We start from the raw sequence: 25,604 nt of genomic DNA on the forward strand, positions 1-25,604 counted from the left end.
CGCAACGGTCGCATGATGACGGCCGAGGGAGGATCATCGATGTCTCGTTTCCTGCGCAATGCGGCGCTCGCCGCACTGACTGTGGCCGCCGCCGGCGCTTTTGCGTCGGCCGCCAGCGCCCAGACCTACAACCGCCTTGTCGTGTTCGGCGACAGCCTCAGCGACAACGGCAACCTCTACGCCGTGACCGGCAACACCACCCCGACCTCGCCGCCCTATTTCAATGGCCGATTCTCCAACGGCCCGGTGTTCACCGAACTGCTCGGCTTCAACGCCGGCCGCTTCACCGCCGGCGCGCCGGTGACCGGCAGCGTCAACTACGCTTTCGGCGGCGCCCGGACCGACAACGCCGCCTCGCCGCCCGGCATGCGCCGCCAGCTACTGGCCTATACGGGCGGCGGCGGAACCTTCGGCGCCAATGACCTGGTCAGCATCCTTGGCGGCGCCAACAACATCTTCCAGGCCGTTCCGGCCGCGGCGGTCTCGCCGAACCCGGCCAGCGCCATCCAGCCGGTCGCCTTGGCTGCGGCCGCGGACATCAACTTCATCGTCAACAGCGTCGCCGGCGCCGGTGCCGGGACCATTCTGGTCAGCAACCTGCCCAACCTGGCCCTGACGCCCCAGTTCAACCAGGGTCCGGGCGCGCCCGCCGCTCCGCTGGCCGACTACGCCGGCACTACATTCAACAGCGCGCTCCTCGCGGGGCTTATGACCACGGCCGCCGCACGGCCGGGGACCAACATCATCATGATGGACCTTTACAAGATCGGTCCGGCGCTGGTGGCCAGGCCCGGAGCCTTCGGCCTGACGAACGTACGGGATGCCTGCTTCAACGGCGTCACGGTCTGCGCCACGCCGGACACCTATCTCTACTGGGACAGCGTCCACCCGACCGCCGCCGGCCACCGCCTGCTCGCGGCCCTGGCCAATGACTACCTCTACTATGGCGACATCGGCGCCCAATCGACGGTCCAGGCCGAGACCGGATTCCGCCAGCGTGAGGATCTGCTGGACCTCGCCAGCGAGGGCCTGTCCGGCCGCGCCGACTGGCGGGCGGGCACCAACCTGACCTTCGGCGCCATCGCCGACAGCGTCGAGACCGATGCGCGCGGCTCCGTGGCCGCCGCCGACGCAACCGGCTGGGGCGGCCGGGTCGGGCTGGATCACGTCATGTCGCCCAATGCGCGCTTCGGCTTCGCCGGGACCTTCCGCACCGCCGAGGTCGAGGCGGGCCGCATGGCCTTCGACGTCGAGACCTATGCCTTCGACATCTACGGCGGCTGGCGCTCGGGCGGCCATTTCGTCAACGCGACCGTCGGCGGCTCGATCGACCACTATGACGATATCACCCGCGTCACCTCCCTGGCGCCGATCATCCATACCGGCGAAACGACCGGAGGCAGCATCGGCGGCCGCATCCAGGGCGGTTTCTGGATGGACATGGGCGGCATCGGACTGTCGCCTCGCGTCGCGGTCAACTACGTCTCGACCGACGTTAACGGCTACGTCGAACAGGGGCCGGCGGCCCAGTACAGCTACCAGGACCGCACGGTCCAGGCCGCCAGCGGCGAGTTCACGCTGCGGGCCGAGGGCGGCGGCGAAGGCATGAGCTTCTTCGTCGAGGGCGGCTATCGCGAGGGTTTCGCGGACAGCAGCGATGCGGTTCGGACCGGCATTGCGGGCAACCCGGCCCAGATCCTCGATCGCGAGATTGAAGATCCGTTCGGCGGCTCGTTGATCGCCTCGGCCGGCGTCGAGGCCGAGATGGGACCGGTGAAGATGACCTTGGGCTACCGCGGTCGCTTCGGCGACACCGCAAACAGCCATATGGGCGCCCTCACCTTCAGCCTGCCGCTGCAATAGGGGCTCACTCCCGCTCACGAAACAGGGCGCGTGGCTTTCGGGTCGCGCGCCTTTTTTGTTCCGGGCCTGCGACGACCTGCCGCCCCTGCCCGCCCCAAAGTCGCCCCACCGAGCCTTAGAACGGCGCTTTCCGGTCGCTGGCCGCAGTGTGTCGCTCGTTGCGGCCGCCGGCGCCCCTCCCGCTCGTTGAGCCGAAGACGGAGCCGACGCCGCCATGCGACGCCTGTTGCCGACCGCCCGGTCGTTCCTCATCCATTCTGGCCAGACCGCCGCCCTGGCCGGCGTCGCCGTGCTGGCCATGGCCGCCGCCCCCCTTGCCGTCTCCCCTCACTCCGCCCCGATCGAAGTTCTCGCCGTGCCCGAGGCGCCGCCGACAACCGCCGTCGCCGAACCGGCCGGGCCGCTGACTCGGCTGATCGCCTTCGAGGCGCCCGTTCGGGACTATGGGATCAACTCGCCATTCGGCCTGCGCCGCCTGCCGGGGCAGGCCGTCCGCAATCACGAAGGGGTCGATATCGCCGCCCCGCGCGGCACCGGCGTCTATGTCGCCGCCGAAGGCTCGGTCCTGCGCACCGGCTATGATCCGGCGGGGTACGGTCGTTTCGTCGAAATCCGCCATCCGAACGGCATGACCACCCTGTATGGCCACCTCAGCCGTCTGGACGTAGCCTCCGGCGACCTCGTCGACGCGGGCGCGCGTATCGGTCTGGTCGGTTCGACGGGCCGTTCGACCGGTCCTCACCTGCATTTTGAGGTGCGGCGCGGAGAACGCCAGGTAAACCCGGTCAAGGTCATGGGCCGCGCCTTCGAGGTCGTCGTCGCCGCCTGACCGCAAGCTCGGCCGGCGCCCACGGTTTCTTCACCCCTTTGGTCCATGGTCCTCGCCCGAGGGAGGCGTCTTGGACCACATCCTGTACTCCATCACGACCGAGCATGATGCCCGCTGGCTTCTGGCGGCGATGGTGGTGTGCGTACTTGGCATCGCGATCTCTTTGAACCTGCTGGCCGCCGCCCGCCTGCGGATCGGCGCGAAACGACGGAATATCATCATCGGGGCGTCGCTGATCTCCGGGCTGGCGGTCTTCACAACCCATTACGTCGGCTTGCAAGGCTATCACCCGGGAGCGGAGATCCGCTACGCGGTTCTGCCGACAGTCGGGTCATTCGCCCTGGCCCTGGGCAGTTTCGCCGCCGCCTGTGGTATTGTCCTGGCGCGGCCGACCCGCCGCCATCGCATCCTGGCGGGCGCGATCGCGCTGGCCGGGGTCGCCGGCATGCATTTCGTTGGCATATCCGGCCTCCGGTTTGCCGGGGAAGTCAGCTGGCAGCCCGCGCTGATTGTATTTTCGATTGTCGGCGGCCTTGTCCTTGCCTTCATCAGCAGCGGCATCATCTTCGGTCCCAGCCTGCTGCGCCGACTCGGCACGGCCGTGGGCTGCACCTTGTCGGTGACCTTCCTGCATTTGACGGCCATGGGTGCGATGACCATCGTTCCCGGCACAGCGATCGAAACCGGTTGGACGGTCTCCGGCGCGGTCATGACCGGCGTCATCCTGGCCATGGTCCTGGCAATCGCCGCCGCTGCCGCCGCGATCGGTTGGATGACCTGGATCGCGCAGTCGAGTTCGCTGGCTCGCATTCGCGAAGCGCTCGACGCCATGCCGGACGGTTTGGCCTTCTATGACGCCGAGGATCGTCTGGTGCTGTGGAACCACCGCTATACCGAAATGAATCCCGAACTGTCGTCGACGCTCAGGGTCGGAATGACGTTCCGCGAGATCATCGGGATCGGCCTGGCGGAGGACCTCTACATCGACGCCCGCGGACGACAGGCTGAATGGGTGCGGGAACGACTCGACGCCCGCCAGGCCCTGACCGCCACGATGGAACAGCGGATTGCCGGCGATCGCTGGTTGCGGGTCTCCGATCGCCGCACCGCGGCCGGCGGCATCGTCACCGTCTCCACCGACATCACCGACCTGAAGAACGACGCCCGCGCCCTGGTCGAGGCGCGCGACGTCGCCCAGTCCGCCAACAGCGCCAAGAGCCAGTTCCTCGCCAATATGAGCCACGAAATCCGAACGCCCCTGAACGGCGTGATCGGGATAGCCCAGGCACTGGCCAAAACCTCCCTGTCACCCCAACAGGAAGAGATGCTGGAGCTGATCCAGTCCTCCGGCCACACGCTGCAGGTTTTGCTCAGCGACATTCTCGACCTCGCCCGGGTGGAATCCGGACGCCTGGAACTGGCCAATGACGCCTTCCATCTCGGCCGCGCCGTCCGCGAGGCGGCGCAGCTCTACGAGACCTCGGCGGAGGCCAAGGGGCTACAGTTCTTTGTCGAGATCGCCCCTGAAGCGGACAGCTGGATCCTCGGCGACGTGGTCCGCATCAAGCAGATTCTGACCAACCTTGTGTCCAACGCGGTCAAATTCACCGGAACCGGTTTCGTCAGCCTGACCGCCGCTTCCGGACCAGACCGGAACGGCGCGCCCACGCTGCGCTTCTCGATCGAGGACACCGGCATTGGCTTCGATTGCGAAACCCGCGATCGTCTGTTCAGCCGTTTCGAACAGGCCGACGGCGCCATCACGCGCCGTTTCGGAGGGTCAGGCCTCGGGCTGGCCATTTCGCGCCAGCTGGCCAAAATGATGGGCGGCGATCTGGACTGCGAGAGCGAGCCGGGAGGCGGATCGGCCTTCATCCTGACCATTCCGTTCCACGCCGCCGATGCGCCGGTCTCCGCGCCCGACATCGTCGCCGAACCGGCGGACGGCGAACGGGCCGTGGTTCGCGTGCTGCTGGCCGACGACCATCCGGTGAACCGAAAGGTCGTCGAGATGATCCTGGCCCAGGCGAACGTCGAACTGACCTCGGTCGAGAACGGCGCGGAGGCGGTTCAGGCCTGTCGGGAAGGCGATTTCGACATCGTACTGATGGATATGCAGATGCCGGTCATGGACGGCCTGACCGCGACCCGGGAAATCCGGCTGAACGAGGCGGCGATGGGCCTGACGCGCACGCCCATCGTCATGCTCACCGCCAACGCCCTGGCCGAGCATATCGCCTCGGCCGAAGCCGCCGGCGCCGATCACCACCTGGCCAAGCCGTTCGACGCCGCCGAGCTTCTGCAACTGGTCGCGACCCTGCCGCATGCCGCAGCGGCCGCCCTGGCGGCCTGATCTGAAGCGCTATTCGTAGCCGTGCGCGGCCTCGTTGATGACCTGTGAGGGCATGGACGAGAAATCGACGCTGACCGGCTGGGCCGCCTTGGCGCGGAAGGTCTTGATGACGTGCTCCAGACGGCGGCGCACCTCGCGCTCGGCCTCGGTGCCCGTGTCCAGATTGAGCGGGGCGAGGCAGAAATCGATGATGGCGGTGGGGCTGTTCAGGGGTTCCATAGTGTCTCTCCTGCTTATTCGGCGGCCACGAACTGGGCGGTCTCAGTGGAATCCTTCAAGGCGGTGGTCGATGACTGGCCGTTCGAGATGACGGTGGCGACCTGGTCGAAATAGCCGGTGCCGACCTCACGCTGGTGGCGGGTGGCGGTGTAGCCGGCCGCCTCGTTGTCGAACTCGCGCTGTTGCAGCTCGGAATAGGCCGCCATGCCCCGGTCGCGGTAGCCGTCGGCCAGTTCGAACATCGCGTTGTTCAAGCTGTGGAAGCCGGCCAGGGTGACGAACTGGAATTTGTAGCCCATGGCTCCCAGCTCGCGCTGGAATTTGGCGATGGTGGCGTCGTCGAGTTTGGCTTTCCAGTTGAAGCTGGGCGAGCAGTTGTAGGCCAGCAGCTTGCCGGGATGTTCCTTGTGAACCGCCTCGGCGAAGCGGCGGGCGTCGTCCAGATCGGGATGCGAGGTCTCCCACCACAGGACGTCGGCGTATTTCGCATAGGACAGGCCGCGCGCGATGCAGTGGTCCAGGCCTGTGCCCGCTTTCAGGCGGAAGAAACCCTCCGGCGTGCGGCTGTCGCGGTCGATGAAGGGCTGGTCGCGCTCGTCCACGTCCAAGGTGATCAGTTGGGCGCTCTCGGCGTCGGTGCGGGCCACGATCAGGGTCGGCGCACCCATGACGTCCGCGGCCAGACGCGCGGCGATCAGGTTGCGCTCATGCGCCTGGGTCGGGATCAACACCTTGCCGCCGAGGTGGCCGCATTTCTTCTCCGAGGCCAACTGGTCCTCGAAATGGACGCCCGCGGCCCCCGCCTCGATGAAGGCCTTCATGATCTCGAAGCTGTTCAGCGGCCCGCCGAAACCGGCCTCGGCGTCGGCGATGATAGGGGCGAACCAGTCGCGCTTGGCGCCGCCCTCGGCGTGCTCGATCTGGTCGGCGCGCTGCAGGGTGCGGTTGATGCGGCGGCACAGCTCGGGCGCGGCATTGGCCGGATACAGCGACTGGTCAGGGTACATGGCGCCGGCGGTGTTGGCGTCCGCCGCCACCTGCCAGCCCGACAGATAGATGGCCTTCAGCCCGGCCCGGACCATCTGCATGGCCTGGTTGCCGGTCACGGCGCCGAGCGCGTTCACGAACGGCTCATCGTGCAGCAGTTCCCACAGCCGGTTGGCGCCGCGCTCGGCCAGGGTATGGGTGATCGGCACCGATCCGCGCAGGCGGCGGACGTCTTCCGGCGTATAGGGCCGCTCGATGCCGTCGAAGCGGCCGACGGGCGACGGAACAAGATGGGCGAAGCTGGTCATGACGGTTTCGGCTCGGGAGGGCGGACATCGCCGCGGGTCTCAAGGAGCAGAACACGCGACAGTCACGAATGACACAGCGCCAGCCGCTTTATTCGCGTCATTCAGTCACAACATGACATATACTATTAAGTCATCTTGTGACAAACTGTGGACATGGATGTCGCCGCTGACCGCAAACTGTTCCTCGGAGGCCGCCTCAAGCGGCTGCGTCGCGATCTGGCCCTGACCCAGACGGCCATGGCTGGCGATCTCGGCGTCTCCCCCTCCTACCTGAACCATATCGAGCGCAACCAGCGTCCTGTCTCGGCCCAGCTGCTGCTGCGGCTGGCTGACACCTATGACGTCGACCTCCGCACCCTCGGTCAGTCCGCCGGTCCGGCCTCCGAAGCCGAGCTGGCTGAGGCCTTTGCCGATCCTGTGTTCCAGGGCCTGACCGTACCGCGCCACGAGATTGTCCAGCTGGCCGAGGACCAGCCCGCCGCGGCTGACGCCCTGCTGCGCCTGTATCGCGCCTTCTCCGACCGCCGCGCCCGCGACGGCGCGGAGACCGGCGCCGCCGACGATAGTCCCGCCGACCGGGTGCGCGAATACATCCAGGCGCGCCGCAACCACTTTCCTGAACTCGACGCCCTCGGCGAAACCTTGGCCGATGCCCTCGCCGCCGAGGCGCCCAGCGAGCCGTTCGAGACTCAGGTTCGCACCCGCCTCCAGTCCCGCCATGGCCTCAGCGTCCGCACCCTGCCTGCCGAGGTCATGGTCGAATGGACCCGCCGCTACGACCCGCACCGCAAACGGCTCCTGTTGTCCGAGACCCTGGGCCCCGCCTCCCGCGCCTTCGCCGTCGCCTTCCAACTGGCCCTGTCGGAGCATGACGCCGAACTGATGGCCCTCGCCGAAGCGGCCGCGGCGCCCGACGAGCCCACCCGCCGCCTGCTCAAGGTGTCCCTGACCAACACCCTCGCCGCCGCCATCCTGATGCCCTACGGCCCGTTCCAGCGCACGGCGGAGGACACCGGCTACGACCTTGGGCGTCTGCAGGCGCGGTTTGGCGTCAGCTATGAACAGGCCGCGCACCGCCTGACCACCCTGTCGCGGCCCACGGCGCGGGGGGTGCCCTTCTTCCTCATGCGGGTCGATCAAGCGGGCAACATCTCCAAGCGGTTCGCCTCGGGCGTCTTTCCTTTCTCGCGCTTCGGCGGCGCCTGCCCGCGCTGGCGGTTGCACTCCGCCTTCCGCACGCCGGGCAAGATCATCACCCAGATCATCGAGACACCAGACGGGGGTCGCTGGTTCACCCTGGCCCGCACCGTCGATCGCCAGGGCGCAGGATCGTCCTTTGGCGCCTTCACCGAGGGCCAGGACCTCGCCATCGGCCTGGGCTGCGAACTGAAATACGCCCACCGCCTGACCTACGCTCGTGGCCTCGACCTGACATCACCCGAGGTCACCCCCATCGGCCCCGCCTGCCGCCTGTGCCACCGCCATCCCTGCGCCGAACGCGCCGCCCCGCCCATCGACCGCCCGCTGGTGGTGGACGACTGGGCCAAGTCAGTGAGCCCGTATCCGTTCGCGGGGGGATGAGCGTCGCCCATCTCCGGTTGGTAGATCAGCCATCGCACGTCTGGTAGCCTAGGCCATGGCTGGACGTCCCCTGACAATCGAGCTTGACCCGCCGACCCTGGCGCGACTGGAAGCCGCCGCGACCGCTGCGGGTCTGTCGGTCGAGCACTACGTGGTCGAGATCATCGCGGCCGCCCTGTCCTCGCCGGGGGTCGCTGAAGGCGTCGCGATGTTCGAGGGGCCGCACGACTGGACCGAGGCCAATTGCCGTCTGGAGGAATACGACCGCACAGGCGTTTCGATTCCACTCGAGGATGCGCTGAAGACATTCGATGACGCGCTGGAAGCCGCCCTGGCCCGAAAGCGGTGATCTACCGGGTCGAGCTGGTGCCCCAGGCAGAGCGGGATCTGGTGCGGCTCGTCGATTTTCTGGCCGAGCATAGTGAAACAACGGCGCGCCGCGCGGGCGATGCGATCACGCTCGGGCTTCGATCGTTGGCCCGCATGCCCGCCCGGGCGCGTCGCATATCGGCCGACCTGCACGAGTTCGATATTCGTTTCGGCAAGAGCGGCTACGTCGTGCAATTTCGTGTCAAACATGACGCCGTAATCGTCGCGCGCATATTCCACATGCGCGAGGACCGGCACGGATCAGGCGACTGAACCGTTCGTCCGGGCCAGCGCCCCCAGCGCCGCCTTCAACGCCTCGGCCATCACCATCTTCAGCCGCACCGGCGCGACGATCTCGACCTGGTCGCCCCAGCTGAACAGATGCCAGGCCAGCTCGCGCATCCCGCTTGCCCGGAACCGCACCTCGACCCCGCCGTCCCCGCGATCCTCAACCGTCTGCGTCGGATGCCAGCGCCAAGCCCGGGCCTCGGCCGCGCCGCCCGGCGTCACCCTCAGCACCACATCCTCGATCTCGTCCTGATAGATGCCGAACGACTGGCTGGCGAAGGCCTGCAGGTCGAAGTCCGACGGCGGAGCGGCCACCCCGTCCTCGGCCCGGACCGCGCTCATGCGGTCGAGGCGGAAGGTCTGGATCCGTCCGCTCTCACGGTCGGCGGCGACCAGATAGTTGGCGCGGCCGAACATTACCCCGCACGGGGCCAGGCTGCGCCGCCGCGCCTCCACCCCCGGCCGACTATAGAGGAAGCCCAACGGCCGGCCCGCCAGGATCGCCTGCCGAATCTCGGCCAGCACCGCCTCGTCCGCCGACGGGCGCGGCCCGGCCTGGACCGCGATGGTCTCGGCCCGCACCAGCGCCTCAAGATCGGGCGCCAGCCGATTCAGCGTCGTCGAGCGCATGGCCGACTTCAGCTTGCGCTCCAGCCCCTCCAGCGCAGCCGCCCGGCCGGGTTCGCCCGCCGCCCGCAATCCCTGCGCCGCCTTGCTGAGCTCGACCAGTTCGGTCGTCGTCGGGGCCTGTTCAAAGGCCGACAGGCCGCCGCGGATGCGCCAACGCTTGGTCGGGGGGTCTGACACCTCCTCGGCGGCGGGATAGAGGGCCAGGACCGCATCCCGCATCCGCTCGGCGGTGCGACGGCCGACGCCGCTTTCCTGCGCCATCTCGTCCAGGGTCAGGCCTTCGGCGCTGGCGGCCATCCGCCGCGCCAACTCGATCACCACGGCCGCCTTGTCCTGTCTCATGGAACCAAAGTTCGCATGCGACCGTTTTTGACGCAACGCTGCTTCAAGGTGAATCCCAACAGACGCCCCTTGCCGGAGACATCCCATGGCCCGCTCATTCGCTCCCCACGCCGCCGTCGCCGCCGGCCGCTATCTGATCGTGCCGTGCGAGGCCGACGGTTGCAGCGATCTGGCCGTGATCTGGGACCGGCTGGAAGAACAGGTGATCGACGTCATCGACGCCCGCCTGTCGGCGCGCTACGCCGACGAGGACGCCCTGTGGGACGAGGCCCGCCCGGCCTTCGACCCGGCCGAAGACTTCCGCATGGCGGCCTGATCAGCCCTCGGGGTACAGCTCGCGCATCTGCGCCAGCGACGCGACGGCCATTTCGCGCAGGACGCCCAGGTCGATCTGGTCGAGACGGTTCACGTACATGCACGCCACGCTGGTCTTCACCTTGCCGATGCGCGCGATCATGGCTTCCTGTCCCTCGAACCCGGACATGACGTAGACGACCGTCTGGGCCTTGCGGGGCGAGAAGCCGAGTCGGGGCGCGTCGCCTTCATGCCCGCTGGCGTACTTGTAGTGATACCGCCCGAAGCCGATGATCGACGGTCCCCACATCGTCGGCGGCTCGCCGCTGATCTCCTCGAACAGGGCGCACAGGATCTCCGCGTCCGCGCGGCGCTGCACGTTCTCGACGGCCGCGATGAAATCCGCAACCGAGACCTCGGTCGGTGTGGTCCTGGCTTCATAGGCCATCGTCGGCCTCCCCTCAGGCCGCGCCCCTCAGCTCCGTGGCGTGGGGCGGGTACGGCGCCGACGGTACAGGACTGGGCGGCAGCTTGGCCAGAGTGCTGGCGAAGCCGTGGTTGACGTCGCGATGGTGCGCCTCATCGGCCCGGACCTTGATCACGACGTCGCGCAGCGTCGCATCGGCCGGCAGCTTCCAGTAGTGGATGGCGATGGCCGGGGCCGGGACGTTGGGCGAGCGGCCCTCGTCGATCTCCTTCAGATACAGGCTGTAGCTGATCACCGCCTCCTCCTCGAAATAGCCGACCACCCGATGCGCCGTCCGCGCCGAGATCAGGTAGAGCAGGAAGAAGCCGATGTAGAAGATCGCCTGCGCCAGCTGCACCACCAGCCGCTCGAACCAGGTCGGCCTGGCCACCTCGATGAAGGTCATCAGGTGCATCCGCTCGTTTTCGGCCTCCTCCATCAGGGTCCGGATCCAGCCTTCGTCGTCCTTCATCTCTCGCAGGCAGCGCAGATGGTTCAGCGTCGCCCCGACCATGCCGGGCACGGCGGCGACGGTTTCGAGAACGATGGCCCGGTGGCCGTATTTCTTGGCGAAGAAGGTGTCGGCGGAGAACCGCAGAACCTTGGTGAAGCCGAGGGCGAATTTGTCGGAGAACCCCTTCGGCTCGTGGTGGATGACGGGCTCGGCGTCCTTCTCCTCATCGAGGGCCCGGTCGTCGGGGGCGAGGATTGTGTTGACCATGGAGACAGTCTTTCAGGCGCCTTGGCCGCGATGGGCCGGCGCACGGGATCATAACGCGCGAGGGGGTGCGGAGGGCCGGACGCGATGTCGCAAAGGGCGGACAGGTTGACGCAGCGGGGGTTTTGAGGACGGCGAATACCGCCCTACCCCTCCGCTCATCCCGGCGAACGCCCGGACCCAGTTCTTTGGACGCACCAACCTCGCCGATTTCGACACCACAACCAGTCCGTGATATTCTCCGCCACTGGAGAACACCCATGATCGAGATGGTCGATATCGCCGGTGTCGCCCGGATCGGACCCCACCGTCTGCGCATATGGTTCGCCAACGGTCTGTCCGGAGACTGGGACTTCTCGTGCCTGAAGGAACGGCCTGGACCCGTCGTTCGTCCGTTGCTCAAGTCGGACTATTTCGACCGCGTGATGTTCTCTCCGCGGTTCCTGGCCTGGCCAAACGGGTTCGACTGGTGCGCGGACGCGCTCTATATGGAAATGCGCGATGCAGGCGCGCTTGTGTCCGATGGAGGCGTTGTCGCGTCGGACACAATCGGACGACTGGTTCGGCTGCCGCATCAGGTCGAGGCGATTTATCACGCCGTCTATGCGCTGGAGCAGAAATACCCGGGACGGAAGTTCACGCCCGACGGACACCTTGTCGGCTCCATCGGCGAAGTGATCGCCGCCGAAGCTCTTGGCCTGACACTCTACCCCGCATCCCACCCCGGCCACGACGCCGAGGACGATCTGGGCCGAAAGGTCCAGATCAAGCTGACCGGCGGATCGACGGTGGCCCTGCGCGCGACGTGCGACCGTCTGCTGGTCATGCGCGTGTTTGACTTCGGGTTCTCCGAGATCGTCTACTATGGCGAAGGCGAGCCTGTCTGGCAGGCGTGCGGCGGGCTCCAGGCGGCCAACGGCCAGCGAACGATCAGCCTGTCGAAGTTGCGGACCATCGGGCGAAGCCTACGAAACGAGACATCATCCGCGCCAGTCTGAACCAAACACGACGACCCCGACGTCTCTCGTATTTGCAGCAGACCTCGACGCACCGACATCTTGACGCATCGCGCTCAGAAGAGCCGCTACGAGCGCATGGCTCTCGCCTGAGTTCGTTGTCGCCCCCGAGCGTTCGAACGCGGCCAGCCGTTTCACCACTTCGTCTGAGCCGTATACGCAAATCCGCGTCTTGGCATCCAGCACTGCCGACAGAGTCTCCTTGGTCCGTCCGACTGTCGCTATCGTGGAGAATGCTTTGAAATAGTCAGCGTAGGCCTGACCCTTCTGGGTCTGTATATGCTTACGGGCTTCGAGCGACCGGCCAAAGAAGTACTGGAGGCCAGCACCGATCAGGATACCGACAAGCGGCAGGACGGCGGTCAGGGCAAGAGATGTGCTCATCACCTCAAAGCCCCTTCACGATCCCCTCGACCATCTTCTTCGCATCCGCGAACAGCATCATCGTATTGTCGCGGAAGAACAGCTCATTCTCCACCCCCGCATAGCCCGCCGCCATGCCGCGCTTGATGAACAGCACCGTCCCCGCCTTCTCCACGTCCAGCACCGGCATGCCGTAGATCGGGCTCTGCGGGTCGGTCTTGGCGGCCGGGTTGGTGACGTCATTGGCGCCGATGACGAAGGCGACGTCGCAGCTCGAGAACTCGCTGTTGATGTCCTCCAGTTCAAACACCTCGTCATAGGGCACATTGGCCTCCGCCAGCAGGACGTTCATATGGCCGGGCATACGGCCGGCGACGGGGTGGATGGCGTATTTCACCTCGACCCCCTCGGCCTTCAGCTTGTCGGCCATCTCGCGCAGCGCATGCTGGGCCTGGGCCACGGCCATGCCGTAGCCGGGCACGATGATGACCTTGGAGGCGTTCTTCATGATGAAGGCGGCGTCCTCGGCCGAGCCCTGTTTGACCGGTCGGGTTTCGACCGCGCCGGCCGGGCCCGTCGCCGCATCGCCGCCGAAACCGCCCAGGATCACCGAGATGAAGCTTCGGTTCATGGCCTTGCACATGATGTAGCTCAGGATCGCGCCCGAGCTGCCGACCAGCGCCCCGGTGATGATCAGGGCGATGTTCTCCAGGGTGAAGCCAAGCGCCGCCGCGGCCCAGCCCGAATAGGAGTTGAGCATCGACACCACCACCGGCATGTCGGCCCCGCCGATAGGGATGATCAGGGTGGCGCCGAGGATCAGCGCGATCAGGAACACGCCCCAGAACGCCCAGGTCGCTGTTCCGCCCGAGCCGATCATCACCCCGATCAGCAGCACCAGACCGAGCGCCAGACCGATATTGATCAGGTGCCGCATGGGCAGCAGGATCGGTGCGCCTGACATCCGCCCATCCAGCTTGGCGAAGGCGATGACCGAGCCGGTGAAGGTCACGGCGCCGATGGCGATGCCCAGCGACAGTTCGATGATCGACAGGGTCTTGATGCCGCTGTCCGGGTCGCCGGCGACGTTCAGTATCCCGAAGCTGTCGGGCGCATAGACGGCGCCGATGGCCACCAGACAGGCGGCCATGCCGACCAGCGAGTGGAAGGCCGCGACCAGCTGAGGCATCTGGGTCATCTGCACCTTGCCGGCGATCAGGGCCCCGGCCCCGCCGCCGACGACCACCCCGCCCGCGATCAGGCCCAGGGTCAGGGTGTCCAGCGTGCCGGCGGTCCACAGGGTCAGCAGGGTCACCCCGACGGCCAGCGCCATGCCGATCATGCCGAAGGTATTGCCCTGACGGCTCGTCTCCGGGCTCGACAGCCCGCGCAGGCTGAGGATGAACAGGACGCCGGAGACCAGATAGGCCAGGGCCGCGAAGGATGCGTTCATGCGGTCAATCTTCCCTCATTCTCATCGTCCGGGCGGGGGGCAGGCCGTGCGCGCCAGCCGCCACAGGGCGGCCGCGATGAACAGCGGCGCGACGAAGATCATGGCCCAGTCCCACATGCTCATCGGCCGGTCCTGGGCGACGATGCGCAACAGGATCGAGGCGAACAGCAGCACCACCCCGCAGTCGAGGAATCTCAGCTTGCGGATGGCGTCCTTCTCGCGGAGCCAGCTCCACAGCCACAGCCCCGCCCCGAGTCCCGTGGCGACCCATGACGCGCCGACCGCGAGCTGGAGCGGGTCGAGGGTCACGCCCTGGCCGCCTCCGCAGCCCTGGGCTTTTCCTTCTTGCGGTACATGGCCAGCATTCGTCGGGTGACCATGAAGCCGCCGAAGATATTGACACTGGCCAGGGTCACGGCGGCCACGCCGGCCCCCTTGGCGATCCAGCCGTTTGGGCCTTCGTCACCGCTGAAGGCCGCCGCGGCGATCAGCCCACCGACCACGATCACCGAGGAGATGGCGTTGGTCACCGCCATCAGGGGCGTGTGCAGGGCCGGGGTCACAGACCAGACGACGTAGTAGCCGACGAAGATCGCCAGCACGAAAATGGCCAGGCGGAAGATGGTGGGATCGACATGTTCCATTCAGGTCACCTTTTTCAGGCGGTTGGAGATGGCGTTCCGGATGGAGGAGACCACGCCATCGATGTCGTTCTGGACCTCACGCGTCCAGAACCGAAGCACGGCATAGCCTTGGCTGACGAGCCATGCGTCCCGCTCGAAGTCACGCGCCGCCACGTCCGGGCGCTCATGCACGCCGCCGTCAACCTCGATCACGAGACTGGCGCGATGACAGACAAAATCGACCACAAAGCGCCCCATTGGCGCCTGTCGCCTGAAGCGCACCGACAGCTGGCGCAACCGATCCCACAGTTTGGCCTCGGTCCAGGTCGGCTGCGCCCGCAAGCCTTGCGCCCGACGCACCATCCTGCCCGAAACTTGATCCGTCCGGCCGAACCGCGAAAAGCCCTCCCCCTCGACGGGGGAGGGTTGGGAGGGGGTGTTCGCGCTGGCGTCGGCGATCGGAGCGCGGGAGGCGCCGTCGAAGCCTTTCGCGCCATCCTCGGCGAAACCGGCGCGCGCACCCCCAACCCCGACCCTTCCCCCGTCGAGGGGGAAGGGAGACACGCGGAGGGGATCAAGGTGTTCCATCAGCGCAGACGATCCCACAGCTTCGCCTCAGTCCACGTCGGCATCGCCCGCAAGCCTTGCGCCCGACGCACCAGCTTGCCGGACACCCGATCAGTCCGGGCGAACTGCGAAAAGCCCTCCCCCTCGACGGGGGAGGGTTGGGTGGGGGTGTTCGCGCCGGCGTAGGGGGTCAGGATGCGGGAGGCGCCGTCGAAGCCTTTGTCGCCATCCTCGGCGAAACCGGTGCGCACACCCCCAACCCCGACCCTTCCCCCGTCGAGGGGGAAGGGAGTCGCGCGAAACGGCTCGACGTGTTCCATCAGGAACCTCGATTCTGGATGCGTTGGTCGATGCTCAGAAGGACCAGAAGGACGCCGCCTTGGACAACCGGACTCACGAGCCCGACGACAAGGCTGAACCACGCGCGGCCGACCTCATTGGCAAACGCGAAGTTCTGACTCGTGGCGATCTCGTAGAGGGTGATCAGGGTCAGGAGCGGGCCGAACAGCATCAGCCCCCAAGCAGCAATCGTCAGTCCTTTTCGCAGTCTTGGCCCGATCACCCCCTCACCCCCTCATGCACCACGGCCCCGCCGTGCGTCACCGCCGACGCCTTGAGGATCTCGTCCTCCATATCCAGCGCGAGCGCCCCGTCAACAATCATCAGCCCGACGAAGGCGACCAGGTTCTTGGCGTAGAGCGCCGAGGCGTCCGCCGCGATCCGGCCCGGCAGATTGGTATGGCCGACGATCGACACGCCGTTGGCGGTGGTCACCACCTCGCCGGCCTTGGCCCCTTCAACATTGCCCCCCGCCTCGACCGCCAGGTCGATCAGCACCGAGCCCGGCTTCATCGTCGCCACCTGGGCCGCGCTGACCAGCACCGGCGCCGCGCGGCCGGGGATCAGGGCGGTGGTGATGACGATGTCCTGCTTCCTGATGTGCTCGCCGGTCAGTTCGGCCTGTTTGGCCTGATACTCCGGGCTCATCGGCTTGGCGTAGCCGCCGGCCGTCTGGGCGTTCCTGAACTCCTCATCCTCGACGGCGAGGAATTTGGCGCCCAGTGATTCCACCTGTTCCTTGGTCGCGGGACGGACGTCGGTGGCCGTGACCACCGCCCCCATGCGCCGCGCCGTGGCGATGGCCTGCAAGCCCGCCACGCCCACGCCCATGATGAAGACCTTGGCCGGCGCCACCGTGCCCGCCGCCGTCATCATCATCGGAAAGCCCTTGCCATAGGCCCAGGCCGCCTCGATCACCGCGCGATAGCCGGCGAGGTTCGCCTGAGACGACAGGGCGTCCATCACCTGCGCCCGCGAAATCCGCGGCACGAACTCCATGGCGAAGGCGGTGGCGTTGGCCCCGGCCAGAGCCGTCACCGTCTCCCTGTCGCGCCAGGCGTCCAGCAGGGCCACGACGATCGCGCCCGGCTTCAGCGCGCTGGTCTCCTGCGCCGTCGGCCCGCGCACCTTCAGCACGATGTCGGCGCCCGACAGGACCGCCTTGGTGTCCTTGGCCACGGTCGCGCCCGCAGCGGCGTAGTCGTCATCCGGAATGGAGGAGCCGGCGCCGGTCCCGGCCTCGACCGTCACGGTCGCGCCCATGGCGACGAATTTCTTCACCGTTTCCGGGGTGATGGCGCAGCGCGTCTCGCCGTCTCGGCGTTCGCGGGTCACAGCGATGGCGACAGCCAAGCGAATCCCTCCGTCTCTCGACGGACGACGTTAGGCTTATCCGGGACGGCGCGTCAAAGCGGCTGTGCCCCTAGTGTGAAGGCTTGGACTTCAGCAAGAAATACCCGGCCACCAGCAGCACCACCGCCGCGATCGCGCCGCCGATGAAGCTGCCGCCCGGCTGGAACCACATGGTCAGGAACAGGAGGGTCGCCGAGATGGTCAGCGAGCCCCATTTGGCCAGGCCGACGAAGGCGTCAAACGTCGATTCCTGTTCGCTGATCTCCTGCGAACCGCGGACGTAGTGATCGGAAGCATCATGCGGATCGGCCATGGGTGTTGTCCGGGACTCAGATCAATCGGTGGCCGCTTTATAGCGGGCCTTGGCTCAGGCTCAAGCCGACTTGCGATGGCTGAGCATATAGTCGCGCAACACCCGGTTCACGGCGGTCTGGTATTTCGGTTCGCTGCCCTTGAACCAGGCCACCACATCGGCGTCCAGCCGGATGGTCACAGCCTGCTTCTGGGGGCGGTAGAACACGCCACGTCGCCATCCACTGAAGTCTGTCACTGCTGGGGCATCGCTGTAGTCGATCTGATCGTCCGTCATCGCTTCGATAGCGGCCAATTCAGCTGAGATATCCCTCGTTGCCGGTTTCATATCCCTGGATTTCACGTCTGTTCGCCTTTCGGGCTGTGATCACGCGCACGTAGATTTCGCCATCTTCATCAAGCCATGTGTGGCCGACGAAAAATATGGTGGTGAAGCCGATCCGTCCGACTGTTCTCCACCGCTCTTCACCATCGACGACCCGGTCATGGCCGCTGATTGCTGCCGGATCGTCAAACACCTTGATGGCCACATCGAACGCGACGCCGTGCTTGATCAGATTACTCCGTGCCTTCGCCTCGTCCCAGTCGAACGTCATCGGCCCCCTCATACATACAGATTTGTACTTACAATATCAAGCCACCGCCTCAAACTGATCGATCAACCGCTCCAGCCGCCGGCAGCCGATGCTCCAGAACGCCGGGTCTCGCGGGTTTAGGCCGAACGGGGCCAGGGCCTCGACATAGCCGCGCGATCCGCCGCCCGCGAGCAGCGCCCGGTACAGGGGCGTGAAGCCCTCGGGATCCCTGGCCCGCGTCTCCATCAGCGCGGCCACCAGCAAGTCTCCGAAGGCATAGGCATAGACATAGAAGGGCGAGTGGACGAAGTGGCTGACATAGCTCCACCAGTTTTCGTAGCCGGGGTTCAGCGTCACCGCCGGGCCCAGCGACGCGCCCATTTCCTCCAGGAACAGCTCGCCGATCCGTCCGACCGCGACCTCGCCCGCCGCCCGCTCGTCGTGGAAGCGGGTCTCAAACCGGTGGAAGGCGATCTGACGCACGACGGTGTTGAGCCCGTCCTCGATCCGCCCCGCCAGCAGGCCACGCTGCTCGGCCTTGGGCGCCGTCGTCAAAAGCCGATCGAAGGTCAGACCCTCAGCGAAGATCGAGGCCGTCTCGGCGAGCGTCAGTGGCGTATCCGCAAGCAACGACCCCTGCCCCGCGGCCAGCATCTGGTGCACCCCGTGCCCCAGCTCATGCGCCAACGTCAGCACGTCTCGCCGCTCGCCCATCCAGTTCAGGAACACATAGGGGTGCCGGTCCGAGGTCACCGGGTGGGCATAGGCACCCGACTGTTTGCCCGGCCGCGCCTTGCCGTCGATCCACGGCTTGTCAAAGAATCCGCCGGCCCGGTCCGCGAACTCCGGGCCGAGATCGGCGAAACTTTCCAGCACCAGCGCCTTGCCCGCCGCCCAGTCGTAGCCGCGCGGCGCCGTCGTCTCGATCGGGGCGTTGCGGTCCCACTGGTCCAGTTTCGCCCGGCCCATGGCCCGGGCCTTGAGCGCGTAATAGCGGTGCGACAGTTTCGGATAGGCGGCGGCCACGGCCTGGGTCATGGCGTCGACCGACTCGCCGTCGACCTCATTGGACAGGTGGCGCGCGTCCGCCGGGCGCTTGAAGCCCCGCCATTTGTCTTCCAGCGCCTTGTCGGCCGCGACCGTGTTCATCACCAGCGCCATGGTCTGGGTCCGCGCCGCCAGCGCCTCGTTCAGCCCCTCGGCCGCGCCCTTGCGCCGCGCCGCCTTGGGGTCCGACAGCCGGTTCAGCGCCTCTGACAAAGTCAGTTCGTCCTTGCCCGCCCTGACCTTCATCGCCGCCAGCGTCTCGTCGAACAGCCGCGGCCACTGGGCGCTGATCGGCCCGCGCTCGGCCAGGAAGGTCTCCAGTTCGTTGGACAGCTCGTGCGGCTTCATCGCCCGCACCCGCCGCAGCCAGGGCCGCCAGCGCGCCGCGCCGGGATGCGCCGCCAGCGCCGCCTCGATCTCGACCTCCTCCAGCTGGTTGACCTCCAACGTGACCCAGACGGTCGGCGTGGCGATGGCCGTCAACTTCTCCCGCACAGTCGCCTCGAAGCCCTGGGCCGCCGCATCGCTGCGGTTGGTCGAGGCCGCCAGAAAGGCATAGGCCCCCAACGCGCCCAGCACGTCCGACGCCTGTTCGTACAGGCTCACCGCCCGGTCCAGTCGCTCGCCGAGCACCGCCGGCTCGGCCCGCGCCTCGACCAGCTTGCCCTGCAAGGCGTTCAGCTCATCGACCATGCCGCGCGTACGGTTCAGGTCGGCCTCGATCCGGGCATCCTCGCGCGAGGCGTACAGGTCGGACAGGTCCCACAGGGGGGCGTCCAGCGGATCGGCGGGGGTCTTGAAAGGTGCGTTCATGCCCTTCGTTGTGGGGATGCGGGCGGCCCGGCGCAACATTGCGCGCCCATACTCATGCCGACCGCGCCCTGCTGGCGGCTACTTGCTGCGGACAGCGCTCGAAGGTGCCAAGCCTGCGCCTTCACGCATGCCCTCCAGCATCTCCCGCTGCTCCTCGGGAGAGCAGCCGTAGTGCTGGCACATCCGGGTCGCCATCTTTTCGAGCAGTTGCGGCACCACGCTCATGACCGCGCGATCAGCCTCAGGCATGACCTCGATCGACTTGTCGGCGATCGAACGGCCCAAGGGGGTGTCATAGAAGGCGACCAGGGCGGTCAGTTCTTCTTCGGTGAAGGTGGCGGCATAGACGGGAACCATCTCCGTGATCATCTGCGGCACCATATCGGCGGTCAGTTCGGCGGTCAGGCTCAACAGCATGCGACGGTCCTCGTCCGGCATCGCCTGAATCTCGCTGTCGTTCTCGAACTCCGCGCCGAGCATTTGATGGAGCACGCCCTCGAACTGGTCCGTCATCAACAGGTCCAGATACTGCCGCGTCAGCGCCATCCGGCGTGGAGATGGCGATGTCGCGGCCTGTTCCACCTGCTGCGCGGCGCTGGGCGCGGCCGGAAACGCCACGACCGCGAAAATCGCAGCCAGACAGACAATCATGAAACGCATACTCAGTCCCCCCGTTTGGCCCATGATCACGCGGCACTGCGCCCGGCACAACCCCCGATCATGGTTGGTAGGCGCGGATGATCTCGGCCAGATCCGGCTCGCTGACGCAGGCCGCTGCCTGTTCGGCCGACATCCAGACCCGATCGCGCTCGGCCTGCTCCTGCCAGACGGGGTGCTCGAACCGCACCTCCAGCGCATGGATCGCGACCACGCACCAGCGCGACGCGCGACGCTTCAGCACCTTGAGATAGCGGAAGGTCCCGATCGGCGCTTCGGTGATGCGCCCCTCGATCCCGGCCTCCTCCAGCGCTTCCTGCGCGGCGGACTCGGCGTCGGTCTTGCCGGCCATCCGTCCGCCCTTGGGCGTGACCCAGCGCCGGGTCTCCCGCGAGGTGACCAGCATGAACTCGAGCCCCTCTGCTCCTCGCCGCCACGGCAGAGCGGCGACTTGGCGCCGTTCGGCCGGCGGAGTGCGGATCGTCGGGGTCGTCATCGCCGGAACCGTCCGTCATCGGAGGATTCCTTGCAAACAAAAAGGGCGGCAGACCTGCGGTCGCCGCCCTTTCCGTTGCAGTTCAAGCAGTATCAGGCGTTCAGCGACGCCGGGTCGATCTTGAAGCCCGGTCCCATGGTCGAGGACAGGGTGATGCGTTTGACATAGGTGCCCTTGGCGCCCGAGGGACGGGCGCGTTGCAGGGCGTCGACATAGGCCTTCACGTTGGCTTCGAGGGCTTCCTGGGTGAAGGAGGCCTTGCCGATGCCGCCGTGGGCGATGCCGGCCTTCTCGACGCGGAACTCGACCGCGCCGCCCTTGGCGTCCTTGACCGCTTGCGCGACGTTCGGGGTCACGGTGCCGACCTTGGGGTTGGGCATCAGGCCGCGCGGGCCCAGCACCTTACCCAGACGGCCGACCAGGGCCATCATGTCCGGGGACGCGATGACGCGGTCGAAGTCCATGAAGCCGCCGTTGATCTTCTCGTACAGATCCTCGGCGCCCACGATGTCAGCGCCGGCGGCCAGGGCTTCAGCGGCCTTGGCGTCCTTGGCGAAGACGGCGACGCGGACGTCACGGCCCGTGCCCGAAGGCAGGTTCACCACGCCGCGGACCTGCTGGTCGGCGTGACGCGGATCGACGCCCAGGTTGACGGCGATCTCGATCGACTCGTCGAACTTGGCGGTGGCGTTTTCCTTGACGGCCTTGATGGCGTCGGCGAACGGCATGTTCACCAGCGTATCGCCGGTGCGGGCCTTGGTGCGCTTGGTTTGCTTGGCCATGTGCTTAGCCCTCCACGACGTTGAGGCCCATGGCGCGAGCCGAGCCTTCGATGATCTTGGTCGCGGCGTCCAGGTCGTTCGCGTTCAGATCCTTCATCTTCTTCTCGGCAATCTCACGCAGCTGGCTGCGCTTGATCTTGCCGGCCACTTCGCGGCCCGTCATTTTGGAGCCCGAGGTGATCCCTGCGGCCTGTTTGATGAAGTGGGTCGCGGGCGGGGTCTTGGTGACGAAGGTGAAGCTCTTGTCCTGATAGACGGTGATCACCGTCGGCAGGGGCGTGCCTTTGACTTCCTTCTCGGTGCGGGCGTTGAACTCCTTGACGAAGCCCATGATGTTGACGCCGCGCTGGCCGAGGGCCGGCCCGATCGGGGGGGAAGGCGTGGCGGAACCCGCCGGCACCTGCAGTTTGATATAGCCCAGAATCTTCTTGGCCATTGGTCTCTCCTTACGATGGCCCTGAACTCAATCAGGACCGGTGAGCCGTGGTCTGGCATGGCTGCCTCCCACGGATTTGCGTGATCGCTCACGCCGCCCTGTACAGAGCGAGGCGCGCGTGTAGCAGAAGCGAGGGACTGAAGCAACGCGTTCTCCCTCCCCTTCATGGGGAGGGACGGCGAGGCGGAGCCGAACCCGGGTGGGGAATTGCGAAGCCGGGCGCTGTCCGTGCGGAACTGGCGTTCCCCACCCGGGTCGCTGACCGTTGTCCCTCCCCACTTCGGGGGAGGGAGACGCTTACGAGGCGTTCTTCTCGACCTGATTGTATTCCAGATCGACCGGCGTCGGGCGGCCGAAGATGGACACGGCCACGCGCAGGCGGGCGCTGTCCTCGTCGACGCTTTCGACCTGGCCCTCGAAGCTGGCGAAGGGTCCGTCGATGACCTTGACGGTCTCGCCGATGTCGAAGCGGATGGTGGGCTTGGGACGTTCGACGCCCTCCTCCACCTGGCCGATGATGTTCTGGACTTCCTTCTCGGACACCGGCAGCGGCTTGGTGCCGCCCGCGGCGCCGAGGAAGCCGGTCACCTTCGGCGTATTCTTGACCAGGTGATAGGCGTCATCCGTCATCTCCATCTTCACCAGCACATAGCCCGGGAAGAATTTGCGCTCGGAGTTCACCTTCCGGCCGCGACGGATTTCGACCACGTCCTCGGTCGGGACCAGAATTTCAGAGAAACAGTCCTCAAGACCCTGCTGGCGCGCCTGATCGGTCAGGTGCTGGGCGACCTTCTTCTCGAAGTTCGAATAGGCGTGGACGATGTACCACTTGTGCCGGGGATTGGCGGCGGGCTTGGCAGGGGCTGCGTCGGTCATGAGGGGTCTTTCTTACTGGCCGATCGCGAGCACGAAGCGCGACAGGAAACCCAGGCCGGTGTCGACGACGAAGAAGAAGACCGCGGCGATCAGCACCATGATGAACACCATCACCGAGGTGATCCAGGTCTCCTTGCGGCTCGGCCACACGATCTTGCGCCCTTCGGCGCGAACCTGGCTGGCGAACTGCGGAATCGATGTCCGCTTCTTCGGCGCCACGGCGTCAGTCGCCACGGCCGCGCCGACTATGGCGGGCTGGACGGTCTGTGTACGGCGCCCGGAAGGGCTCTTGGCCTTGGCCATGCTCGGTTCTCGTTTTCAACGCAGTCTGACGATGCAGATGGGGACCCGCACCGTCAGTGAAAAGTGGCAGGAGTGGAGGGACTCGAACCCACGACCCTCGGTTTTGGAGACCGATGCTCTACCAGCTGAGCTACACTCCTGTGTTCCGGACAAAACTCTAACGCGCCGGAGGGTCGCCCCCCAGGCGCGCTCGGCTCCGCCAGACCGCGGCGTATGCCCGACCGCGCGGGGGTTTTCAAGCGGATTGGGCGCTAATCGTCGTACTGTTCGGCCACGGCCCGGGCCTCATCCTCCGGCTTGACCACCTGTTTGAACAACAGTTTGTCGATGCGGCGGTCGTCCATGTCGATGACCTCGACCTCGAACCGGCCCAGCTGCAGGATTTCGCCTTCCGACGGCACCCGCGAAAGCTGGTGCAGCACCAGGCCGGCGACGGTGTGGAAACCGTCGGCCTCGCCGAAATCCTCGCCCAGGGTGTCCGCCAGTTCGTCGATGTCGGTCTGGCCGTCGACCAGCCAGCTGCCGTCCTCGCGCTGGCGCACATTGACCTCGGCGTCGTCGTGACCCTCGTCGAAGTCGCCGGCGATCATTTCCAGCAGGTCGGTCGCCGTCACCACGCCCTCGAAGGCCCCGTACTCGTCGACCAGGAAGGCCATGTGGACCTTGGAGGCCTTCATGATCCCTAGCGCCTTGAGCACCGAGGTCGACTGCGGGATGAAGGCCGGCGTCTGCACCAGACGCTCGACATTGAACTCGCCGTTGTCGAGCAGGCTGTCCAGCAGGTCTTTCTTGTGGATGACGCCCAGCGGATTATCGACGTCGTTCTCACGCGCCACGACGATGCGGGAATAGGGGCAGGTGCGCACCTCCTGCCGCAGCTGTTCCTCGCTGTCGTCCAGCGCGATCCAGAAGACCTCGTGGCGCGGCGTCATGGCCACCCGGATGGGGCGGTCACCGAGGCGCAGGATCTCCTCGATCATCTCCTGCTCTTCCGGCTCGATCAGACCCGACGCCGTGCCCTCGGCGATCATCGTCTCGACCTCTTCCTGGGTCACGTCCGAGCCGTCGCGGTCCTTGACGTTCATCAGCTTCAGGATGGCCGAGGTCGAGGCGGTCAGGACCACCACGAACGGCTTCAGCACAATGGCCACGGTCGAGATCGGCGCCGCCATCTTGGACGCGATCGCTTCCGGGAAGATCAGCGCCAGACGTTTGGGCACCAGTTCGCCGACGATCACCGAGACATAGGTGATGAAGATGATGACCAGGGTGGTCGATATGATCTGCGCCCAATGGCCAAGGAACGGAAAGGCCGCGGTCAGGATGAGATCCAGTTCGCCGGCGATGGCCGCCTGGCCATAGGCGCCCGCGGCGATCCCGATCAGGGTGATGCCGACCTGCACGGCCGACAGGAAATGGGTCGGCTCTTCGGCCAACTTCAGGGCGGCGCGCGCGCCCCTGTCGCCGCGTTCGGCGCGGCTTTGCAGCTTGGATTTGCGGGATGAGACGACCGCCAGTTCGGTCATGGCGAACAGGCCGTTTAGCACCACCAGAAGCAGAACGACGACGATGGCGAAGGCTAACATCCAGGGGGGTCGAAACCGGCGCGGCGCGACAGTCGGCGTCCGCGGGCGGGATGATAGGGGGATTTCGCCCCCGCCGCCATGGATTCCTTCGAGGCCGAAATCGGTCTTGCGGACACAGTCCAGCAAGGCTCAGATTTCGCACAGCAAATCAGATCAGCGCGTGCGACCGACCTCGACGCCGCCATAGGCCCCGCGCGAGCCGTTGTCAGGCAGCGCCGCACAGGCCGACATGCCGATGAAGGTGCCGATGAACAGGCCGATCCGAAGCGCGCGCAGCATGGTTACTGAATCCCTAACGTCCGTAATGCGAACGTAGGGGGGTGTTCAGGGTTCCGCGCAAGCGGATGCACGACGATGGGGCGCCTTAACCCTCCTTCTCCCGCCAGGGGAGAAGGTGGCGCCAAGCAAAAGCCCCCGCCGGCTTGCGCTGGCGGGGGCCCTGTTACGCGGACTTGAGGTCGCCGATTACTCGGTGATCTTGGAGACCACGCCTGCTCCAACCGTGCGGCCGCCTTCGCGGATGGCGAAGCGGAGCTTTTCTTCCATGGCGATCGGGGTGATCAGCTCGACGTTCAGCTCGGCGTTGTCGCCGGGCATGATCATCTCGACACCTTCCTTGAGGTGCACGATGCCGGTCACGTCCGTGGTGCGGAAGTAGAACTGCGGGCGGTAGTTGGTGAAGAACGGGGTGTGACGGCCGCCCTCTTCCTTGGTCAGGATATAGGCCTCGGCCAGGAATTTGGTGTGCGGGGTGATGGTG

The 25,604-nt window shown here is 66.5% G+C and carries 33 protein-coding genes, 1 tRNA gene and 1 pseudogene; 8 read left to right on the forward strand and 27 right to left on the reverse strand.

Going from position 1 to position 25,604, the window contains the following annotated elements:
* Positions 1–39 precede the first annotated feature (39 nt).
* The 3 genes from Q8K49_RS03980 to Q8K49_RS03990 all read left to right on the forward strand — a co-directional run bounded on the left by Q8K49_RS03980 (position 40) and on the right by Q8K49_RS03990 (position 5,045).
* The gene (locus Q8K49_RS03980; protein WP_305304245.1) at positions 40–1,863 is read left to right on the forward strand and encodes an autotransporter domain-containing protein; all 1,824 of its coding nucleotides are present in this window, start codon (positions 40–42) and stop codon (positions 1,861–1,863) included.
* Between the two features lie 214 nt (positions 1,864–2,077).
* The gene (locus Q8K49_RS03985) at positions 2,078–2,692 is read left to right on the forward strand and encodes a M23 family metallopeptidase (RefSeq protein ID WP_305304247.1); all 615 of its coding nucleotides are present in this window, start codon (positions 2,078–2,080) and stop codon (positions 2,690–2,692) included.
* Positions 2,693–2,762: 70 nt separating this feature from the next.
* Positions 2,763–5,045, forward strand: a complete 2,283-nt coding sequence (locus Q8K49_RS03990; protein ID WP_305304249.1) for an ATP-binding protein — start codon at positions 2,763–2,765, stop codon at positions 5,043–5,045.
* A gap of 9 nt (positions 5,046–5,054) precedes the next feature.
* Here the strand turns inward: Q8K49_RS03990 and Q8K49_RS03995 are convergent, their stop codons facing one another.
* Both Q8K49_RS03995 and aceA read right to left on the reverse strand, forming a co-directional pair.
* Positions 5,055–5,264, reverse strand: coding sequence for a hypothetical protein (locus tag Q8K49_RS03995; RefSeq protein WP_305304250.1), 210 nt, complete (start codon positions 5,262–5,264; stop codon positions 5,055–5,057).
* Positions 5,265–5,278: 14 nt separating this feature from the next.
* A complete protein-coding gene (gene aceA / locus Q8K49_RS04000; RefSeq protein ID WP_305304251.1) occupies positions 5,279–6,559 on the reverse strand; it encodes an isocitrate lyase in 1,281 nt (426 codons plus the stop codon).
* 153 nt (positions 6,560–6,712) lie between these two features.
* On the opposite strand from aceA, the gene Q8K49_RS04005 reads away from it, so the two are divergent.
* Genes Q8K49_RS04005 through Q8K49_RS04015 form a run of 3 tightly spaced genes read left to right on the forward strand, consistent with a single transcriptional unit; the run spans position 6,713 to position 8,782 of the window.
* Complete coding sequence (locus tag Q8K49_RS04005; RefSeq protein WP_305304252.1) at positions 6,713–8,140, forward strand: short-chain fatty acyl-CoA regulator family protein; 1,428 nt, start codon at positions 6,713–6,715, stop codon at positions 8,138–8,140.
* Between the two features lie 55 nt (positions 8,141–8,195).
* Positions 8,196–8,489, forward strand: a complete 294-nt coding sequence (locus tag Q8K49_RS04010) for a hypothetical protein (RefSeq protein ID WP_305304253.1) — start codon at positions 8,196–8,198, stop codon at positions 8,487–8,489.
* Positions 8,486–8,782, forward strand: coding sequence for a type II toxin-antitoxin system RelE/ParE family toxin (locus tag Q8K49_RS04015; protein ID WP_305304254.1), 297 nt, complete (start codon positions 8,486–8,488; stop codon positions 8,780–8,782). The genes Q8K49_RS04010 and Q8K49_RS04015 overlap by 4 nt, the downstream gene beginning before the upstream one ends.
* Here the strand turns inward: Q8K49_RS04015 and Q8K49_RS04020 are convergent.
* Positions 8,771–9,769: a YafY family protein gene (locus tag Q8K49_RS04020; RefSeq protein ID WP_305304255.1), complete on the reverse strand. Its 999-nt coding sequence runs from the start codon at positions 9,767–9,769 to the stop codon at positions 8,771–8,773. The two genes, Q8K49_RS04015 and Q8K49_RS04020, sit on opposite strands and share 12 nt — an antisense overlap.
* An 85-nt stretch (positions 9,770–9,854) precedes the next feature.
* On the opposite strand from Q8K49_RS04020, the gene Q8K49_RS04025 reads away from it, so the two are divergent.
* On the forward strand, positions 9,855–10,085 hold the full coding sequence (locus Q8K49_RS04025) for a hypothetical protein (protein ID WP_305304256.1): 231 nt from the start codon (positions 9,855–9,857) through the stop codon (positions 10,083–10,085).
* Here the strand turns inward: Q8K49_RS04025 and Q8K49_RS04030 are convergent, their stop codons facing one another.
* Together Q8K49_RS04030 and Q8K49_RS04035 are read right to left on the reverse strand one after the other, a co-directional pair.
* Positions 10,086–10,511 carry a DUF1801 domain-containing protein gene (locus Q8K49_RS04030; RefSeq protein ID WP_305304258.1) on the reverse strand — a complete coding sequence of 142 codons (426 nt, stop codon included), beginning with the start codon at positions 10,509–10,511 and terminating at the stop codon, positions 10,086–10,088.
* A gap of 13 nt (positions 10,512–10,524) precedes the next feature.
* On the reverse strand, positions 10,525–11,250 hold the full coding sequence (locus Q8K49_RS04035; protein ID WP_305304259.1) for an alternative oxidase: 726 nt from the start codon (positions 11,248–11,250) through the stop codon (positions 10,525–10,527).
* Positions 11,251–11,507: 257 nt separating this feature from the next.
* On the opposite strand from Q8K49_RS04035, the gene Q8K49_RS04040 reads away from it, so the two are divergent.
* Positions 11,508–12,245 carry a DUF2442 domain-containing protein gene (locus Q8K49_RS04040; RefSeq protein WP_305304260.1) on the forward strand — a complete coding sequence of 246 codons (738 nt, stop codon included), beginning with the start codon at positions 11,508–11,510 and terminating at the stop codon, positions 12,243–12,245.
* Here Q8K49_RS04040 and Q8K49_RS04045 read toward each other — a convergent pair.
* The 22 genes and pseudogenes from Q8K49_RS04045 to tuf all read right to left on the reverse strand — a co-directional run.
* Positions 12,228–12,647, reverse strand: a complete 420-nt coding sequence (locus Q8K49_RS04045) for a hypothetical protein (RefSeq protein ID WP_305304261.1) — start codon at positions 12,645–12,647, stop codon at positions 12,228–12,230. The two genes, Q8K49_RS04040 and Q8K49_RS04045, sit on opposite strands and share 18 nt — an antisense overlap.
* Before the next feature lie 4 nt (positions 12,648–12,651).
* Positions 12,652–14,079 (reverse strand): NAD(P)(+) transhydrogenase (Re/Si-specific) subunit beta, encoded by a 1,428-nt coding sequence (locus Q8K49_RS04050; RefSeq protein WP_305304262.1) that lies wholly within the window; start codon positions 14,077–14,079, stop codon positions 12,652–12,654.
* A 21-nt stretch (positions 14,080–14,100) separates the two neighbouring features.
* Positions 14,101–14,388, reverse strand: coding sequence for a hypothetical protein (locus Q8K49_RS04055; RefSeq protein ID WP_305304264.1), 288 nt, complete (start codon positions 14,386–14,388; stop codon positions 14,101–14,103).
* Positions 14,385–14,723, reverse strand: a complete 339-nt coding sequence (locus Q8K49_RS04060) for an NAD(P) transhydrogenase subunit alpha (protein WP_305304265.1) — start codon at positions 14,721–14,723, stop codon at positions 14,385–14,387. The genes Q8K49_RS04055 and Q8K49_RS04060 overlap by 4 nt, the downstream gene beginning before the upstream one ends.
* Complete coding sequence (locus tag Q8K49_RS04065; protein ID WP_305304267.1) at positions 14,724–15,266, reverse strand: endonuclease domain-containing protein; 543 nt, start codon at positions 15,264–15,266, stop codon at positions 14,724–14,726.
* Positions 15,267–15,289: 23 nt separating this feature from the next.
* Entirely contained in the window at positions 15,290–15,589 is a 300-nt protein-coding gene (locus Q8K49_RS04070; protein ID WP_305304269.1) for a hypothetical protein, read from the reverse strand.
* Positions 15,589–15,780: a hypothetical protein gene (locus Q8K49_RS04075; RefSeq protein ID WP_305304270.1), complete on the reverse strand. Its 192-nt coding sequence runs from the start codon at positions 15,778–15,780 to the stop codon at positions 15,589–15,591. The genes Q8K49_RS04070 and Q8K49_RS04075 overlap by 1 nt, the downstream gene beginning before the upstream one ends.
* 47 nt (positions 15,781–15,827) lie before the next feature.
* Complete coding sequence (locus Q8K49_RS04080) at positions 15,828–16,961, reverse strand: Re/Si-specific NAD(P)(+) transhydrogenase subunit alpha (RefSeq protein WP_305304271.1); 1,134 nt, start codon at positions 16,959–16,961, stop codon at positions 15,828–15,830.
* Positions 16,962–17,031: 70 nt separating this feature from the next.
* Complete coding sequence (locus Q8K49_RS04085; RefSeq protein ID WP_305304273.1) at positions 17,032–17,274, reverse strand: aa3-type cytochrome c oxidase subunit IV; 243 nt, start codon at positions 17,272–17,274, stop codon at positions 17,032–17,034.
* 60 nt (positions 17,275–17,334) lie between these two features.
* The gene (locus tag Q8K49_RS04090) at positions 17,335–17,601 is read right to left on the reverse strand and encodes a BrnA antitoxin family protein (RefSeq protein ID WP_370867725.1); all 267 of its coding nucleotides are present in this window, start codon (positions 17,599–17,601) and stop codon (positions 17,335–17,337) included.
* The gene (locus tag Q8K49_RS04095) at positions 17,570–17,869 is read right to left on the reverse strand and encodes a BrnT family toxin (protein WP_305304275.1); all 300 of its coding nucleotides are present in this window, start codon (positions 17,867–17,869) and stop codon (positions 17,570–17,572) included. The genes Q8K49_RS04090 and Q8K49_RS04095 overlap by 32 nt, the downstream gene beginning before the upstream one ends.
* A gap of 36 nt (positions 17,870–17,905) precedes the next feature.
* Positions 17,906–19,708, reverse strand: coding sequence for a M3 family oligoendopeptidase (locus Q8K49_RS04100; RefSeq protein ID WP_305304277.1), 1,803 nt, complete (start codon positions 19,706–19,708; stop codon positions 17,906–17,908).
* Positions 19,709–19,786: 78 nt separating this feature from the next.
* The gene (locus Q8K49_RS04105; protein ID WP_305304278.1) at positions 19,787–20,368 is read right to left on the reverse strand and encodes a DUF2059 domain-containing protein; all 582 of its coding nucleotides are present in this window, start codon (positions 20,366–20,368) and stop codon (positions 19,787–19,789) included.
* A 58-nt stretch (positions 20,369–20,426) separates the two neighbouring features.
* Positions 20,427–20,861: an NUDIX hydrolase gene (locus Q8K49_RS04110; RefSeq protein WP_305304280.1), complete on the reverse strand. Its 435-nt coding sequence runs from the start codon at positions 20,859–20,861 to the stop codon at positions 20,427–20,429.
* Between the two features lie 92 nt (positions 20,862–20,953).
* A complete protein-coding gene (rplA, locus tag Q8K49_RS04115) occupies positions 20,954–21,643 on the reverse strand; it encodes a 50S ribosomal protein L1 (RefSeq protein ID WP_305304281.1) in 690 nt (229 codons plus the stop codon).
* Between the two features lie 4 nt (positions 21,644–21,647).
* On the reverse strand, positions 21,648–22,079 hold the full coding sequence (gene rplK / locus Q8K49_RS04120; protein ID WP_292124760.1) for a 50S ribosomal protein L11: 432 nt from the start codon (positions 22,077–22,079) through the stop codon (positions 21,648–21,650).
* A 297-nt stretch (positions 22,080–22,376) separates the two neighbouring features.
* On the reverse strand, positions 22,377–22,955 hold the full coding sequence (gene nusG / locus Q8K49_RS04125) for a transcription termination/antitermination protein NusG (protein ID WP_305304283.1): 579 nt from the start codon (positions 22,953–22,955) through the stop codon (positions 22,377–22,379).
* A 12-nt stretch (positions 22,956–22,967) separates the two neighbouring features.
* Positions 22,968–23,258 (reverse strand): preprotein translocase subunit SecE, encoded by a 291-nt coding sequence (gene secE / locus Q8K49_RS04130; RefSeq protein ID WP_305304285.1) that lies wholly within the window; start codon positions 23,256–23,258, stop codon positions 22,968–22,970.
* Between the two features lie 64 nt (positions 23,259–23,322).
* Positions 23,323–23,398, reverse strand: a tRNA-Trp gene (locus Q8K49_RS04135).
* A gap of 111 nt (positions 23,399–23,509) precedes the next feature.
* A complete protein-coding gene (locus Q8K49_RS04140) occupies positions 23,510–24,844 on the reverse strand; it encodes a hemolysin family protein (RefSeq protein WP_305304286.1) in 1,335 nt (444 codons plus the stop codon).
* Positions 24,845–24,997: 153 nt separating this feature from the next.
* Positions 24,998–25,123 (reverse strand): hypothetical protein, encoded by a 126-nt coding sequence (locus Q8K49_RS04145; RefSeq protein WP_305304288.1) that lies wholly within the window; start codon positions 25,121–25,123, stop codon positions 24,998–25,000.
* 186 nt (positions 25,124–25,309) lie between these two features.
* Positions 25,310–25,604 (reverse strand): annotated as a pseudogene (gene tuf / locus Q8K49_RS04150) (elongation factor Tu); the annotation flags it as partial.

Source organism: Brevundimonas sp. (assembly GCF_030682035.1).
Lineage (GTDB): Bacteria > Pseudomonadota > Alphaproteobacteria > Caulobacterales > Caulobacteraceae > Brevundimonas.

Coding starts and splice junctions, on each gene's coding strand:
- rplA (WP_305304281.1), bottom strand. CDS start 21,643: ATGGCCAAGCAAACCAAGCGCACCAAGGCCCGCACCGGCGATACGCTG.
- rplK (WP_292124760.1), bottom strand. CDS start 22,079: ATGGCCAAGAAGATTCTGGGCTATATCAAACTGCAGGTGCCGGCGGGT.
- Q8K49_RS04040 (WP_305304260.1), top strand. CDS start 11,508: ATGATCGAGATGGTCGATATCGCCGGTGTCGCCCGGATCGGACCCCAC.
- Q8K49_RS04070 (WP_305304269.1), bottom strand. CDS start 15,589: ATGGAACACGTCGAGCCGTTTCGCGCGACTCCCTTCCCCCTCGACGGG.
- aceA (WP_305304251.1), bottom strand. CDS start 6,559: ATGACCAGCTTCGCCCATCTTGTTCCGTCGCCCGTCGGCCGCTTCGAC.
- Q8K49_RS04025 (WP_305304256.1), top strand. CDS start 9,855: ATGGCCCGCTCATTCGCTCCCCACGCCGCCGTCGCCGCCGGCCGCTAT.
- Q8K49_RS04090 (WP_370867725.1), bottom strand. CDS start 17,601: ATGAAACCGGCAACGAGGGATATCTCAGCTGAATTGGCCGCTATCGAA.
- Q8K49_RS04010 (WP_305304253.1), top strand. CDS start 8,196: ATGGCTGGACGTCCCCTGACAATCGAGCTTGACCCGCCGACCCTGGCG.
- Q8K49_RS04035 (WP_305304259.1), bottom strand. CDS start 11,250: ATGGTCAACACAATCCTCGCCCCCGACGACCGGGCCCTCGATGAGGAG.
- Q8K49_RS04110 (WP_305304280.1), bottom strand. CDS start 20,861: ATGACGACCCCGACGATCCGCACTCCGCCGGCCGAACGGCGCCAAGTC.
- Q8K49_RS04060 (WP_305304265.1), bottom strand. CDS start 14,723: ATGGAACATGTCGATCCCACCATCTTCCGCCTGGCCATTTTCGTGCTG.
- nusG (WP_305304283.1), bottom strand. CDS start 22,955: ATGACCGACGCAGCCCCTGCCAAGCCCGCCGCCAATCCCCGGCACAAG.
- Q8K49_RS04030 (WP_305304258.1), bottom strand. CDS start 10,511: ATGGCCTATGAAGCCAGGACCACACCGACCGAGGTCTCGGTTGCGGAT.
- Q8K49_RS04075 (WP_305304270.1), bottom strand. CDS start 15,780: ATGCTGTTCGGCCCGCTCCTGACCCTGATCACCCTCTACGAGATCGCC.
- Q8K49_RS04140 (WP_305304286.1), bottom strand. CDS start 24,844: ATGTTAGCCTTCGCCATCGTCGTCGTTCTGCTTCTGGTGGTGCTAAAC.
- secE (WP_305304285.1), bottom strand. CDS start 23,258: ATGGCCAAGGCCAAGAGCCCTTCCGGGCGCCGTACACAGACCGTCCAG.
- Q8K49_RS04085 (WP_305304273.1), bottom strand. CDS start 17,274: ATGGCCGATCCGCATGATGCTTCCGATCACTACGTCCGCGGTTCGCAG.
- Q8K49_RS04045 (WP_305304261.1), bottom strand. CDS start 12,647: ATGAGCACATCTCTTGCCCTGACCGCCGTCCTGCCGCTTGTCGGTATC.
- Q8K49_RS03985 (WP_305304247.1), top strand. CDS start 2,078: ATGCGACGCCTGTTGCCGACCGCCCGGTCGTTCCTCATCCATTCTGGC.
- Q8K49_RS04005 (WP_305304252.1), top strand. CDS start 6,713: ATGGATGTCGCCGCTGACCGCAAACTGTTCCTCGGAGGCCGCCTCAAG.
- Q8K49_RS04100 (WP_305304277.1), bottom strand. CDS start 19,708: ATGAACGCACCTTTCAAGACCCCCGCCGATCCGCTGGACGCCCCCCTG.
- Q8K49_RS04020 (WP_305304255.1), bottom strand. CDS start 9,769: ATGAGACAGGACAAGGCGGCCGTGGTGATCGAGTTGGCGCGGCGGATG.
- Q8K49_RS04145 (WP_305304288.1), bottom strand. CDS start 25,123: ATGCTGCGCGCGCTTCGGATCGGCCTGTTCATCGGCACCTTCATCGGC.
- Q8K49_RS04105 (WP_305304278.1), bottom strand. CDS start 20,368: ATGCGTTTCATGATTGTCTGTCTGGCTGCGATTTTCGCGGTCGTGGCG.
- Q8K49_RS04095 (WP_305304275.1), bottom strand. CDS start 17,869: ATGACGTTCGACTGGGACGAGGCGAAGGCACGGAGTAATCTGATCAAG.
- Q8K49_RS04050 (WP_305304262.1), bottom strand. CDS start 14,079: ATGAACGCATCCTTCGCGGCCCTGGCCTATCTGGTCTCCGGCGTCCTG.
- Q8K49_RS03995 (WP_305304250.1), bottom strand. CDS start 5,264: ATGGAACCCCTGAACAGCCCCACCGCCATCATCGATTTCTGCCTCGCC.
- Q8K49_RS03980 (WP_305304245.1), top strand. CDS start 40: ATGTCTCGTTTCCTGCGCAATGCGGCGCTCGCCGCACTGACTGTGGCC.